Raw genomic sequence first — 13,203 nt, forward strand, 5'->3', positions numbered from 1 at the left:
TTTTAAATCGCCCCTGCTGACAGCACGCGTCAGCAGGGACCGACATGCGGATGGCGAGCGGACGGCTGTCCGGGCGAAAGCGGCGTCCTAGCATGAAGGTCCATGACCCCGCAGGAAGCGATGCCGTGTCGACTTCGAGGAATCCCGGCCTGTTGCGCAGGCAGCGCGGCGTGACCCTGATCGAGCAGATCATGGTGCTCGCCATCATCGCGGTGCTGCTTGGCATCGCCACGCCGCCCTTGCGGCAATTGCTGGGCCGCAACGCGCTGCGGGTGGCGCAGAACGACTTCATCGCCGCCCTGCACCACGCCCGCGAAGCCGCCGTCATGAGCGGCAAGCGCACGTTGTTCTGCCCCAGCCGGGACGGCAACCGCTGTAGCGGGGGCACCCAGTGGGAGCGCGGCTGGCTGCTCGGCCGCGACGGCGACGGCGACGACCAACCCGACGACCGCCCCCTGCACGTCGGCAGCGGCTACGACGGCAAGCTGATCATCCGCAGCAGCAGCGGCCGACAGCTGGTGCGCTTCCGCCCTGACGGCAGCGCCAGGGGCAGCAACATCACCCTGCTGTTCTGTCAGCCCTCCAACGCGAAGGACGCGCTCGCCGTGGCCGTCTCCATGGCCGGCCGCATCCGCGGCGCTCCAGCCAACGCTGGCCAGATCGCCAGCTGCGCCCAGCTGAACTGAATCGCGGCGGCGCCGCCCGCGCGGCGGCACGGCGTTCCCTTGACTCCAGTCAACACCGGCATGTACCGCTGCACCCATGCTAGGGTTCGATTCCCGAGGAGACACGGCCATGGGCAGATTGAGCGGCAAAGTGGCACTGGTGACCGGTGCCGCCGTGGGTATCGGGGCTGCCTGCGCGCGGCGGCTGCTGGAGGCGGGTGCGCGGGTGGCCCTGGTCGACCTGCACGACGAACCGGGGCAACGGCTGGCGGCGGAGTTCGGCGCCGATGCGCGCTACTTCCATGCCGACGTCTCGGTGGAAGCCGAGGTGGCCGCGGCGGTGGCTGGCACCGTGACCGCGTTTGGACGGCTGGACGTCCTCGTCAACAATGCCGGCATCGCCGGCGCGAACAAGCCGACCCACGAACTCACCGAGGCCGAATGGGACCGGGTGCAGTCGATCAACGTGAAGGGCGTGTTCTTCTGCACCAAGCACGCCATCGCGCCGTTGCGCGCTGCCGGCGGCGGCAGCATCATCAACCTGTCGTCGATCTACGGGCTGGTCGGCGCGGCCGATTCGCCGCCCTACCATGCGTCCAAGGGAGCGGTGCGGCTGATGAGCAAGACCGACGCCATGCTTTATGCGGTCGACCGCATCCGGGTCAACTCGGTGCACCCCGGCTTCATCCGCACGCCGATGGTGGAACAGCACCTGGCTGCGATGGGCGGCGACTCCGAGCAGCACCGCCGCGATACCGGCGCGCTGCATCCGCTGGGCCACCTGGGCGAGCCGGACGACATCGCCTGGGGCGTGGTGTATCTGGCTTCCGACGAATCGAAATTCGTGACCGGCAGCGAGCTGGTCATCGACGGCGGCTACACCTGCCGCTGATCACCCCGCGCAAGAGGAGTTCACCATGTTCAAGCATATCCTGCTGCCCACCGACGGTTCCGAACTATCCCTGCGTGCGGTCGACGCCGGCATCGAACTGGCCGCCAAGCTGGGCGCCAGCGTGTACGCGTTCCACGTCATCGCGCCGTTCCCCGCCTCGGTCTACTTTGCCGAGTTCGTCGTGGCCAACGAGCCGAACTACACCCGCGAGGCCATCACCAACGCCGAACATTATCTGGCCGACGTGCACCAACGTGCGCAGGCCGCCGGCGTTCCCAGCGATGGCAGCCACGAGATCGATGCACGCCCCTACTCGGCCATCGTCGGCGCTGCCCGCAAGCAGCAGTGCGACCTGATCGTGATGGCCTCGCACGGCTGGCGCGGTTTCGACCGCCTGCTGCTGGGCAGCGAGACGCACAAGGTGATCCTCAACGGCGACGTGCCGGTGCTGGTTTGGCGCTGACGCACCCCCGCCCATCGCACCTCGCCCGACGCGGGCTGCAGGCACACGCGTGAGCACCATCCGCTCGCCCCAGCCCGCCAGCCTGGCCGGGCTGGAGCCGGTCGAGGCCGCGCGCCGGCTGGCCGAACACGGACCAAACCTGCTGCCGGGCAGCGCGCCGCGCACGCTGTGGTCGATGGTCGCCGGCGTGCTGCTGGAGCCGATGTTCCTGATGCTGCTGGTGGCCGGCGGCCTGTACCTGGCGCTGGGCGACCGCGCCGAGGCGGCGTTCCTGCTGTCGTTCGTATTCGTGGTCATCGGCATCACGCTGGCGCAGGAGTACAAGACCCAGCGCGCGCTGGAGTCGCTGCGCGAGTTGTCCGCACCACGCGCGCTGGTGGTCCGCGGCGGCGAGGAGATCCGCGTGCCCGGCCGCGAGGTGGTGGTCGGCGACCTGCTGGTGCTGCACGAAGGCGATCGCATCGCCGCCGATGCCGTGCTGCTGGACGGCCACCTGGACGTCAACGAGTCGCTGCTCACCGGCGAGGCGGTGCCGGTCACCAAGCTGGCAGGCGAGGAGGCCGGACAGCTGTTCGCCAGCACCGTGGTGACCAAGGGCGTCGGCGTCGCCGAGGTTCATGCCATCGCCGGCGCCACCGCGGTCGGCCGCATCGGCCAGGCGCTGGCCGATACGGTCGAGCCGGTGTCCGGCCTGCAACTGGCCTCGCTCCGTCTGATCCGCAACCTTACCGTCGGCGGCCTGCTGCTGGCCACAGCCTACGCACTGCTCGGCTGGTTATGGGACGGCCATGGCCTGCTCGAGAGCGTACTGGCCGGCATCGCGCTGACCATGGCGATCCTGCCGGAGGAGATTCCGGTGATCCTCACCGTGTTCCTCGCGCTGGGCGCGTGGCGGATCTCGAAGCACAAGGTGCTGACCCGCCGCGTGCCGGCGGTGGAGGCGCTGGGCGCCATCTCGGTGCTGGCGGCCGACAAGACCGGCACGCTGACGCAGAATCGCATGCAGGTGGCCGAGCTGCGCCTGACCGACGACAGCGCGCACGGCGAAGGCGCTACCGAATTGCCCGAGCCGTTCCACGAACTGGTCGAGTTCGCCATGCTGGCCACGCCGGCCGACCCGTTCGACCCGATGGAGAAGGCGATCCAGCAGTTCGGCCTGCACTGGCTCACCGACACCGAGCACGTGCACGCCGAGTGGGCGCCCGAGTTCGAGTACGCGCTGTCGCCGGACATCCTGGCGATGACCCATGTGTTCCGTGGCGACGCGCGCCATGCGCACCTGCTGGCCACCAAGGGTGCGCCGGAGGCGGTGATCGACCTGTGCCACCTGCCCGATGCCGAGGCAGCGGCGATCCTACGCCAGGTGGAGGCGATGGCCGAACGCGGTCTGCGCGTGCTCGGCGTGGCTCGTGGCGAGTGGCAGGGCGCGGCGTGGCCGCGCAGCCAGCACGACTTCGACTTCCGCTTCCTCGGCCTGGTCGGTTTCGTCGACCCGCCGCGACCGGAGGTGCCGGCGGCGATCGCCGAGTGCCGCGGCGCCGGCGTGCGCGTCATCATGATGACCGGCGACCACCCTGCCACGGCGCGGGCGATCGCCCGCCAGGTGGGCTTGAGCGAACGTGCCGAGGTGATCACCGGCGCGGAGATGACCGCACTGGATGACGCCGCGCTGCGCGAACGGCTGCGCCATGTCGACCTGTGCGCGCGGCTCAAGCCCGAGCAGAAGCTGCGCTTGGTGCAACTGCTGCGCGAGGACGGCGAGGTGGTGGCGATGACCGGCGACGGCGTCAACGACGCGCCTGCGCTGAAGGCCGCCGACGTCGGCGTGGCGATGGGCGAGCGCGGCACCGACGTGGCGCGCGAGGCGGCCGCGCTGGTGCTGCTGGACGACAGCTTCGCCAGCATCGTCAGCGCGATCCGCCAGGGCCGGCGCATCTACGACAACATCACCAAGGCCACCCGCTTCGTGTTCGCCGTGCACATGCCGATCATCGCGCTGGCGCTGGTGCCCACCCTGCTGCACTGGCCGGTGCTGCTGATGCCAGTGCACATCGTGCTGCTGGAGCTACTGATCGACCCGGCCTGCTCGGTGGTGTACGAGGCCGACCCCGCCGCCGACGACATCATGCGGCGGCCGCCGCGCGCGCCGTCGGACTCGCCGTTCGCCGCCGCCAACCTGCGCCATGCAGTAATCCAGGGACTGGGCTTTGCCGCCATCCTGCTACTCGGCTACGGCCTGCTGCTCGGTCAAGGCCTGGATGCCGCGCAAAGCCGCAGCGCGGTGTTCATCGCGCTCGTGCTCGGCCTGTTCCTGCTGACCCTGGCCAACCGCGACCTGTCCCGTCCGGCGCTGGCCCGCCTGCCGGCGCGCAATCCCTGGCTGCCGCGGATGTTCGGCGCCGTGGCGCTGATGCTGGCGGCCGTGGTCGGGCTGCCGTTCCTGCGCGGCGTTATGGGGTTGGCGGTACCGGGCGCACTCGCGCTGCTCGCCACCATCGGCATGCTGGCCGTCGCCGTCGTCTGGCTGGAACTGCTGCGCCGCACGGCGCGCGGAACGGCACGGAAAGCCGCGGCGCGCTGAAGCGGCCGCGGCGCGCCGCCGGAGCGATTCCGCTCGCCATCGCGCCCATCCAGGCCGCCCGGCTCGCCGCGCCGCACGAGCATGCGGACCGCAGCGGCAGCGTGACCCGCTAGAAACCGACCACTGAAAAGCCGCGTCACTTCTGTTGACAACGGCTGCGATCTGCGTAAGCTAGTAATTAATTACTTACTTACCCGAGTCATGACCATGGACATCCAGCGCAAACACCTGCCTGCGGACGAACGCCGCGCGGTCACCATCGAGGCGGTCATCAAGCTGGCGGCCGAGCAGAACCCCAGCGACATCACCACCGCGGCGATCGCCACCTCGATGAAGCTGACCCAGGGCGCCCTGTTCCGCCATTTCCCGAGCAAGGACGCGATCTGGCAGGCGGTGATGGAATGGGTGGCCGACCATCTGCTGGCGCGGGTCGAGCGCGCGGCACGCGACGCTCCCGGCCCGCTGGCCGCGCTGGAGGCGATGTTCATGGCGCATATCGCGTTCGTCGCCGAGCACGCCGGCGTGCCGCGCATGCTGTTCGGCGAGCTGCAGCGGGCCGAGAACACCGCCGCCAAGCGGATGGTGCAGGCCATGATCCGTCGCTACGGCGAGCGCCTGCGCACGTTGATCGAGGAGGGCAAGGCTGCCGGCGAACTGGACCCGCAGCTGGACCCGACCGCGGCGGCCACGCTGTTCATCGGCAGTATCCAGGGCCTGGTTATGCAGGCGCTGCTGGCCGGCGATACCCGCCACATGCGCCAGGAAGCGGCGGGCGCGTTTGCGATCTACCGGCGCGGCATCGCGCGTGCCGCATGAAGCGCTTTCCATCCTGCCGCCGGGACACCCCGACGAACCGAGGACCATGAAGATGACCGCTCACCCGCAACGCAGCGTTTGGACCTGGCTGATGTCCCTGTTCGCCATCGGCTTCGGCCTGCTGACCCTCCGGGAAGGCGGCGCGGTGCTGTTTGTCGACGGCGCCGCGCGCCACGCCGCCGGCCACTACGTGCCGTTCGTGGTCTGGTTCAATTTCCTGGCTGGGTTCGCCTACGTCATCGCTGGCATCGGGCTGTGGCTGCGTCGGCGCTGGGCGGCACGGCTGGCGCTGGCCATCGCCGTCGCCACGGCGCTCGTGTTCCTCGCCTTCGCCATGCATGTGGCTCTGGGTGGCGCCTGGGAGCACCGCACGCCGATCGCCATGACCCTGCGCACGATGGTGTGGATGGGCATCGCGATCCTGGCCCGGCGCCTGGCAGCAACCGCTGCGCCGGCGACGCCCGCGCACTGAACACTCCCCTCTCAAGCGGAACCCCGTCGCGATGAAAATGCCGCCCCCCCCCACTGGAAAGACCCGCTGGATCGTGATCGCCGTCGTCGTGATCGCCATCGGTGGCGCACTGGCGTTCTGGCGGTTGCACGACCATGGCGACCAAAATGCGTTGCGCCTGTACGGCAACGTCGACATCCGCGAGGTGGAGCTGGCCTTTCGCCAGCCCGGCCGCCTGACCCACATGGCGTTCGACGAAGGCGACGCCGTCACCACCGGCGCAGTCATGGCGCAGCTCGACGCCACGCCGTACCGCGAGAAGCTGGCGGCGGCCGAAGCCGAGCTCCAGGCGGCGCAGGCGCAGCTGAACAAGCTGCACAGCGGCAACCGCCCGCAGGAAATCGCCCAGGCCCGCGAGCAGGTGCGCCAGGCGCAGGCAAGCGCCAACGAGGCCGCGCGCAACTTCGAGCGCCAGAACACCCTGCTCGCATCGGGCGCCAGCAGTCAGCGCCTGGTCGACGCCGCGCGCGCCGCCCGCGACCAGTCCGCCGCCAACCTGGCCGCGGCGCAGGCATCGCTGTCGCTGGCCACCGCCGGCTTCCGCCGCGAGGACATCGCCGCCGGCCAGGCGCGCGTTGCCGCGGCCGAGGCCGCGCTGACCCAGGCGCGCACCGCGGTGGCCGACACGACGCTGATCGCTCCCAGCGACGGCATCGTGATCGCCCGCGTGCGCGAACCGGGCAGCATGGTGGCGAACAGCACGCCGGTGTACAGCCTGAGCCTGCGCGATCCGGTGTACCTGCGGGCGTATGTCGGCGAGGCGGAGCTGGGCCGCATCGCACCGGGCACCAAGGTACGCATCCATACCGATTCCTCCACCACCGTCTATCACGGCCAGATCGGCTTCATCTCGCCGCGCGCGGAATTCACGCCGAAGACGGTGGAGACTACCGACCTGCGAACCGACCTGGTCTACCGCCTGCGCGTGGTGGTGTCCGACGCCGACCAGGGCCTGCGCCAGGGCATGCCGGTGACGGTCGACGTCGACACCACTGGCGCGGCCGGCAAACCCGCGCGTGGAAGCTGAGATGAGCCCGCAGCCAGCCAGCGATACTTCGCGCCAGCATGGCGACGCCGCCGCCGTGGTGCTCGACCATGTCGGCAAGCGCTTCGGCGAGGTCCGCGCGCTGCGCGAGCTCAGTGCAACGATCCGCTATGGCCGCCTCACTGGCCTGGTCGGCCCCGACGGCGCCGGCAAGACCACGCTGATGCGGATCATGACCGGGCTGCTCGTACCCCATGCCGGCAGCGTCACCCTGGCCGGCTTCGACGTGGTCAAGGACAACGACGCCATCCACGTCGCCAGCGGCTACATGCCGCAGCGCTTCGGCCTGTACGAAGACCTGTCGGTGATGGAGAACATGCACCTGTACGCGCAGTTGCGCGGCATGGACGCGGAGCGCAACGCCGAGCTGTTCGCCGAGCTGCTCGACTTCACCCGGCTCGGGCCCTTCACCAAACGCCTGGCCGGCAAGCTCTCCGGCGGCATGAAGCAGAAGCTCGGTCTGGCCTGTGCGCTGATGGCGCGGCCCAAGGTGCTGCTGCTGGACGAGCCCGGGGTGGGCGTCGACCCGGTTAGCCGCCAGGACCTGTGGCGCATGGTGCAGGCGCTGACCGACGAGGGCATGGCCGTGGTCTGGTCGACCGCCTATCTGGACGAGGCCGAGCGCTGCGAGAGCGTGCTGCTGCTGAATCAGGGGCAGCTGCTGTTCGATGGCCCGCCGCAGCAACTCACTACGCAGCTCGAAGGCCGCAGCTTCCGCCTCGAAAACGTCGGCGCCGAGCGCCGGGCGGTGCTGACCGAAGCGCTCGACCTGCCCAGCGTGAGCGATGGCGTGATCCAGGGCGCCGGCGTGCGCGTGGTGCTGCGCGCGGGCGCCGGCACGGAGCAGATCCAGTCGCTGGCCGATCGGGCGCGGGTAGAGCTGGCGCCGGTGCCGGCACGCTTCGAGGACGCCTTCATCGACCTGCTCGGCGGCGGCCCCGGTGGCACCTCGACCCTGGCCGAACGCCTGCCGCCGGTCGAACTGGGCTCCGACATTGCCGTGTCCTGCCGCAATCTCACCAAGCGCTTCGGTGCCTTCACCGCGACCGACAGCGTCAGCTTCGAAGTGCACAAGGGCGAAATCTTCGGCCTGCTCGGCCCCAACGGCGCCGGCAAGTCGACCACCTTCAAGATGCTCTGCGGCCTGCTCAAGCCGACCGCGGGCGAGGCGCATGTGGTGGGCCTCGACCTGCGCCGCGCCACCGGCGCGGCCAAGAGCCAGCTGGGCTACATGGCGCAGAAATTCTCACTCTACGGCCTGCTCTCGGTGCGGCAGAACCTGGAGTTCTCGGCCGGGGTTTATCAACTGGAAGGCAACACGCGACGCGAGCGCATCGAGGAGATGATCGCGACCTTCGACCTGGGCGACTGGTTGCCCGCCACGCCCGATTCCCTTCCGCTCGGGCACAAGCAGCGCCTGGCACTGGCCTGCTCCCTCATGCACAGGCCGCCCGTGCTGTTCCTGGACGAACCCACCTCGGGCGTGGACCCGATCACCCGGCGCGAGTTCTGGACCCACATCAACGGGCTGGCGCGCAAGGGCGTGACCATCATGGTCACCACCCACTTCATGGACGAGGCCGAATACTGCGATCGGGTCGCCATGCTCTCGCAGGCGCGACTGATCGCGCTGGACACGCCCGATGCGCTCAAGCGCATGGCCGCCAGCCCACAACGGCCCGATCCGACCATGGAGGACGCCTTCATCCACCTGGTGGAATCCACCGAGCGCGAAGCGGAGGCTGCCGCATGAACGCCGCCGCAAAGCGCAACGACCGGAATGGCGCGATGCCGGCCGGGTTGCGTCGTTTCGACCTGCACCGCCTGATGGCGCTGGTGGCCAAGGAAAGCCACCAGGCCCTGCGCGACCCGTCGACGCTGCTGATCGCGTTCGTGTTGCCGGTGGTGCTGCTGTTCCTGTTTGCCTATGCGGTGTCGCTGGATGCCAAGGAGGTCCGCATCGGTGTGGTGCTGGAATCGCCCGGCGCGTCCGCCCAGTCCCTGGCCGCCGCTTTCACCGGCACCCGTTTCCTCGATGCGCGCGTCGTGCAGGACCGGCGCGAAGTAGCCGACCAGCTGGTCTCCGGCGACCTGCGCGGCTACGTGGTGATCCCGCAGGATTTCGAGCAGCGCCTGGCCCGGCGCGGCAGCGAGCCGCTGGTGCAGATCATCACCGACGGCTCCTACCCCAATACCGCCAACTACGTCGAGAACTACGCCCGCGGCGTGGTGCAGACCTGGCGCGCCGGGCTCGGCGCCGCATCGCCCGTGCAGGCCGTGGTGCTGGAGCCGCGCTACTGGTTCAACCCCGAACTGGAGAGCCGCCGCGCGCTGATCCCTGGCGCCATCGCCATCGTCATGACCATCATCGGCACCATGCTCACCGCGCTGGTGGTGGCACGCGAATGGGAGCGCGGCACGATGGAGGCGGTGCTCTCCACGCCCGCCTCGGTGGCCGAGATCCTGATCGGCAAGCTGCTGCCCTATTTCGTGCTCGGCATGCTGTCCACGCTGGGCGCCGCGGCGCTGGCCGTGTTCGTGTTCGGCGTGCCGCTGCACGGCTCACTGGCGGCATTGCTGCTGTTGTCGGCGGTGTTCATGGTGCCAGCGCTGGGTCAGGGCCTGCTGATCTCGTCGTTGGCACGCAACCAGTTCCTGGCAGCACAGATAGCACTGTTCACCGGCTTCCTGCCGGCCTTCATGCTGTCGGGTTTTTTATACGAGATCGACGCCATGCCGGCGCCGATCCGCGCCATAACGAGGCTGATCCCGGCGCGCTATTTCGTCGAATCGCTGAAGACGGTGTTCCTGGCCGGCGACATCTGGGCGGTATTCGTGCCCAACCTGCTGGCGATGACGGCCATCGGCGCGGTGTTCTTCGTGCTGGCCAAGCGCGCCACGCGCAAGAACCTGGAGTAGCGCCCATGTCCGGCTCCCTGCTCAGCTTCACCCGCCTGCGCGCGCAGTTCGTCAAGGAAGTCCTGAGCATCCTGCGCGACCCGCGCAGTCGCATGGTGGTGTTCGTGCCGCCGATCCTGCAGCTGCTGGTCTTTGCGTTCGCCGCCACGCTCGAGGTGCGCAACGTCGATATCGCCGTGTACAACCAGGACGCGGGTCGCTGGTCGTACGAGCTGGTGCAGCGGCTGGACAGCGCCCATTTCATCACCCGCGTCCGGCACGTGGACAGCGAGCGGCAGCTGCGCCAACTGATCGACCGCGGCGAGGTCATCGCGGCGCTGGCCATTCCGGCGGATTTCTCGCGGGTGATCGCCGCCGGAGGCAGCGGCCGCGCGCAGGTGCTGGTCGATGGCCGGCGCAGCAACTCCGGCCAGATCACCGTCGCCTATCTCTCGACCATTGCCGCCGAGGTCGGCGCCTTGGTCGTGCCGGGCGCGCAGGCGCCGAACCCGGTGGTCGTGCGCCACTGGTTCAACCCGAACCTGGTCTATCGCTGGTTCATCGTGCCCGGCCTGACCGGCATCCTGGCGCTGTTCAGCGCGCTGCTGATCACCTCGCTGTCGATCGCACGCGAACGCGAGCTGGGCACCTTCGACCAATTGCTGGTGTCGCCCACCTCGACGCCGGAAATCATCATTTCCAAATCGCTGCCGGCGCTGGCGATCGGCACCCTGCTGGGCCTGTTCATGATCAGCGCGGGCGTGTTCCTGTTCGGCATCCCCTTTACCGGCTCGTTTGGCCTGCTGCTGGCGAGCCTGCTGCTGTTCATCCTGTCGGTGGTCGGCATCGGGCTGATGATTTCCGCGGTCAGCGCGACGCAGCAGCAGGCCATCCTCGGCGCCTTCGCCATCGGCGTGCCGGCGGTGCTGATGTCCGGCTTCGCCACGCCGGTGGAAAACATGCCGGTGGCGCTGCAATGGATGGCGCAGGCGATTCCGCTCACCCACTTCCTGGTCATCGTCGAAGGCACCTTCCTCAAGACGATGCCGGCGATGGACGTCCTCGCCAACCTCTGGCCACTGGCCGTGATCGCGCTGGTGACGCTGACCCTGGCCACGCTGCTGGTACGCAGTCGCCTGCAGTGACCGCCCCAAGCCATGCATGAAGGAGTTGCCATGACCCGCTCATCGAATCGCCGCTGCCGTGTGCCACGCGTGGCGGCCGTCGCGCTGGGCACGCTGCTGCTCGGCGCGTGCGCGGCAGGCCCCGACTACCGCGAGCCGCCGAAGGTCGACACCGGCAGCGGCTGGACGCAGCCGGACACCGCCGCGCAGGCGCCAGCCGCCCTGTCGACCTGGTGGACCTCGCTGGGCGATCCGACGCTGGAGCGGCTGGTCGCCGCCGCGTTGTCGGACAACCTCGACGTGCGCCAGGCGCAGGCGCGTATCGCCGAGGAGCGTGCCCTGCGCGATCGCGCCGCCGGCGGCTACGCGCCCTCCGTCGGCGTCAGCGGCAGCGTGACCCGACGCCGGCAGAGCAAGAACGGTCCGCTGCCGATCGGCTCCATTCCCGGACTGGCACGGGACCAGACCATCCATGACGCCGGCTTCGACGCCGGCTGGGAAATCGACCTGTTCGGCGGCACCCGGCGCGCCGTACAAGGTGCCGAGGCCAGCATGCAGGCCACGCAGGAAGATGCCGCGGGCGTGCGCATCAGCGTCGCCGCCGAAGTGGCGCGCAGTTATCTCAGCCTGCGCGGCGCGCAACGCGAACTGGCCGCACGCGAAGCCTCGGTGCAGGCGCTCGCGCAAACGGCCGACCTCGTCGGCAAACGCTTCGACGCAGGTGACGCGGCGCAAGCGGATGTCGATGCCGCGCAGGCGCGGCTGGACGCCGCCGCTGCCGGCCTGCCTGCCATCCAGGCGCGCCTGCGTGCCGCGGCACTGGGCCTGGGCGTGTTGCTGGGCGCGCCGCCCGAGCGCGAGCTGGCCCTGCTCGACACGACCGCCGCGGAGATCACGCTGGCGCCGATCCCGGTCGGCCAACGTGCCGACATCCTGCGTCGCCGGCCGGACGTGCGTGCGGCCGAGCGACGCCTGGCGGCACGCAACGCCGACATCGGCGTGGCGACGGCGGAGCTGTTCCCGAAGCTGTCGATCGGCGCCAGCGGCGGCTTCCAGGCACTGGATGCGAGCCAGCTGTTCGACTCGGCCAGCCAGCGGTTCTCGATCGTGCCGCTGATCTCCTGGCGCGTGTTCGATGGCGGCCGCGTACGCGCGGAGATCCGCGCCAGCGAGGCACGCGAGCAGCAGGCCGCGTTCGCCTACGAGAAGGCCGTGCTGGCGGCGCTGGGCGATGCGGAGCGCGCACTGAGCGACTACCAGTTGGACCTGGACGCGGTGCGGCGCCAGCAGGCCGCACTCGACGCCGCGCGGCGCAGCTACGTCCACGCGCAGACGCGCTACGCCGCCGGCGACATCGCGCTGACCGAGCTGCTGGCCGAAGAGCGCGTGCTGCGCGACGCCGAAGACGGCTACGTGCGCACGCATACCGCTGCCGCGATCGACCTGGTGGCGCTGTTCAAGGCGCTGGGCGGCGGCTGGGATTCCGCCGCCACCGCCGATGCGCGCGGCAATGGCGTAGCCGGGCCGCAGCCGCCGGCACGACACGAGGAGCCACGCCGTGGGTGAAGGGCTGCCGCGGCAACCCCTGCGCGGACATGGCCCGCGCGCCGCCGGCGCGCGCCGGGCCGGCACGGCGCCGCGGCGCATCCATTCCGGATGCCCGCGATGGGCCCTGCTCGTGTTCCTGCTGGTTGCGGCGTTGGCCGGAGCGCCGCCGTCCCGCGCGCACGCCGCGGCCGGGGACACGCACCGCCCCCGCGCCGCCGCCCAGCGTCAGCTCCAGCTCGACCGCGGCCAGCGATGGCCTGCCGATGCCGCGCTGCGCGAAGGCATGCGGCGCATCCGCGCGGTCGCGCTCTGGATGCAGCAGGCGCAGGCCGACGGCCCGCTGTCGGTACGGCAATCGCGCGCCGCCACCGCGTCGATCGAAGACAGCGTGGCCGTCATCGTCGACCATCCCCCTCGCGGCAACGGCATGGACGCCAACCTGAACCTGCTGCTCGGCCGCGTGCTCGCCGCCGACGGACTGCCGCAACTGCTCGACGCCCTCGAGTTGTACCCCCGCTACTTCGCCGATCCGGACTGGCAGCCGCTGACGGCCAGCGCGCCGGCCGGCCACGGACTGCCCGACGCCACCCGGGAATCCACGCATACCACGCAACCCTGACCCACTCGACCACGGGCCGTGCATCCACATCGAAGCGGCGC

12 protein-coding genes are annotated in these 13,203 nt (G+C 70.1%); all 12 read left to right on the forward strand.

Annotated elements, in window-relative coordinates:
* The first annotated feature begins 125 nt into the window (after positions 1-125).
* The 12 genes from AC3WTD_RS09080 (at position 126) to AC3WTD_RS09135 (ending at position 13,162) form a co-directional block, all read left to right on the forward strand.
* A complete protein-coding gene (locus AC3WTD_RS09080; RefSeq protein ID WP_492613589.1) occupies positions 126-686 on the forward strand; it encodes a GspH/FimT family pseudopilin in 561 nt (186 codons plus the stop codon).
* Positions 687-795: 109 nt separating this feature from the next.
* Entirely contained in the window at positions 796-1,557 is a 762-nt protein-coding gene (locus tag AC3WTD_RS09085; RefSeq protein WP_492613590.1) for a glucose 1-dehydrogenase, read from the forward strand.
* Between the two features lie 25 nt (positions 1,558-1,582).
* Positions 1,583-2,020 (forward strand): universal stress protein, encoded by a 438-nt coding sequence (locus AC3WTD_RS09090; RefSeq protein WP_027491948.1) that lies wholly within the window; start codon positions 1,583-1,585, stop codon positions 2,018-2,020.
* Between the two features lie 49 nt (positions 2,021-2,069).
* Positions 2,070-4,601, forward strand: coding sequence for a cation-translocating P-type ATPase (locus AC3WTD_RS09095; RefSeq protein ID WP_492613591.1), 2,532 nt, complete (start codon positions 2,070-2,072; stop codon positions 4,599-4,601).
* A gap of 207 nt (positions 4,602-4,808) precedes the next feature.
* The gene (locus AC3WTD_RS09100) at positions 4,809-5,417 is read left to right on the forward strand and encodes a TetR/AcrR family transcriptional regulator (protein ID WP_492613592.1); all 609 of its coding nucleotides are present in this window, start codon (positions 4,809-4,811) and stop codon (positions 5,415-5,417) included.
* Positions 5,407-5,889, forward strand: a complete 483-nt coding sequence (locus tag AC3WTD_RS09105) for a hypothetical protein (RefSeq protein ID WP_492613593.1) — start codon at positions 5,407-5,409, stop codon at positions 5,887-5,889. The genes AC3WTD_RS09100 and AC3WTD_RS09105 overlap by 11 nt, the downstream gene beginning before the upstream one ends.
* Positions 5,890-5,926: 37 nt before the next feature.
* Entirely contained in the window at positions 5,927-6,955 is a 1,029-nt protein-coding gene (hlyD, locus tag AC3WTD_RS09110; RefSeq protein ID WP_492613631.1) for a secretion protein HlyD, read from the forward strand.
* Between the two features lies 1 nt (position 6,956).
* Complete coding sequence (locus AC3WTD_RS09115) at positions 6,957-8,726, forward strand: ATP-binding cassette domain-containing protein (protein WP_492613594.1); 1,770 nt, start codon at positions 6,957-6,959, stop codon at positions 8,724-8,726.
* Positions 8,723-9,892 carry an ABC transporter permease gene (locus AC3WTD_RS09120; protein WP_235642344.1) on the forward strand — a complete coding sequence of 390 codons (1,170 nt, stop codon included), beginning with the start codon at positions 8,723-8,725 and terminating at the stop codon, positions 9,890-9,892. The genes AC3WTD_RS09115 and AC3WTD_RS09120 overlap by 4 nt, the downstream gene beginning before the upstream one ends.
* 5 nt (positions 9,893-9,897) lie before the next feature.
* Positions 9,898-11,016: an ABC transporter permease gene (locus AC3WTD_RS09125; RefSeq protein ID WP_027491942.1), complete on the forward strand. Its 1,119-nt coding sequence runs from the start codon at positions 9,898-9,900 to the stop codon at positions 11,014-11,016.
* Positions 11,017-11,046: 30 nt separating this feature from the next.
* A complete protein-coding gene (locus AC3WTD_RS09130) occupies positions 11,047-12,561 on the forward strand; it encodes an efflux transporter outer membrane subunit (RefSeq protein ID WP_492613595.1) in 1,515 nt (504 codons plus the stop codon).
* Positions 12,554-13,162, forward strand: a complete 609-nt coding sequence (locus AC3WTD_RS09135) for a hypothetical protein (RefSeq protein ID WP_492613596.1) — start codon at positions 12,554-12,556, stop codon at positions 13,160-13,162. Before AC3WTD_RS09130 ends, AC3WTD_RS09135 begins: the two co-directional genes overlap by 8 nt.
* Positions 13,163-13,203 lie beyond the last annotated feature (41 nt).

The sequence above is a fragment of the Rhodanobacter sp. FW106-PBR-R2A-1-15 genome (assembly GCF_058789735.1).

Excerpts from the sequence above, each read along its gene's own strand:
- AC3WTD_RS09100 (WP_492613592.1), top strand. The coding sequence starts at position 4,809 with ATGGACATCCAGCGCAAACACCTGCCTGCGGACGAACGCCGCGCGGTC.
- AC3WTD_RS09085 (WP_492613590.1), top strand. The coding sequence starts at position 796 with ATGGGCAGATTGAGCGGCAAAGTGGCACTGGTGACCGGTGCCGCCGTG.
- AC3WTD_RS09115 (WP_492613594.1), top strand. The coding sequence starts at position 6,957 with ATGAGCCCGCAGCCAGCCAGCGATACTTCGCGCCAGCATGGCGACGCC.
- AC3WTD_RS09130 (WP_492613595.1), top strand. The coding sequence starts at position 11,047 with ATGACCCGCTCATCGAATCGCCGCTGCCGTGTGCCACGCGTGGCGGCC.
- AC3WTD_RS09090 (WP_027491948.1), top strand. The coding sequence starts at position 1,583 with ATGTTCAAGCATATCCTGCTGCCCACCGACGGTTCCGAACTATCCCTG.
- hlyD (WP_492613631.1), top strand. The coding sequence starts at position 5,927 with ATGCCGCCCCCCCCCACTGGAAAGACCCGCTGGATCGTGATCGCCGTC.
- AC3WTD_RS09125 (WP_027491942.1), top strand. The coding sequence starts at position 9,898 with ATGTCCGGCTCCCTGCTCAGCTTCACCCGCCTGCGCGCGCAGTTCGTC.
- AC3WTD_RS09120 (WP_235642344.1), top strand. The coding sequence starts at position 8,723 with ATGAACGCCGCCGCAAAGCGCAACGACCGGAATGGCGCGATGCCGGCC.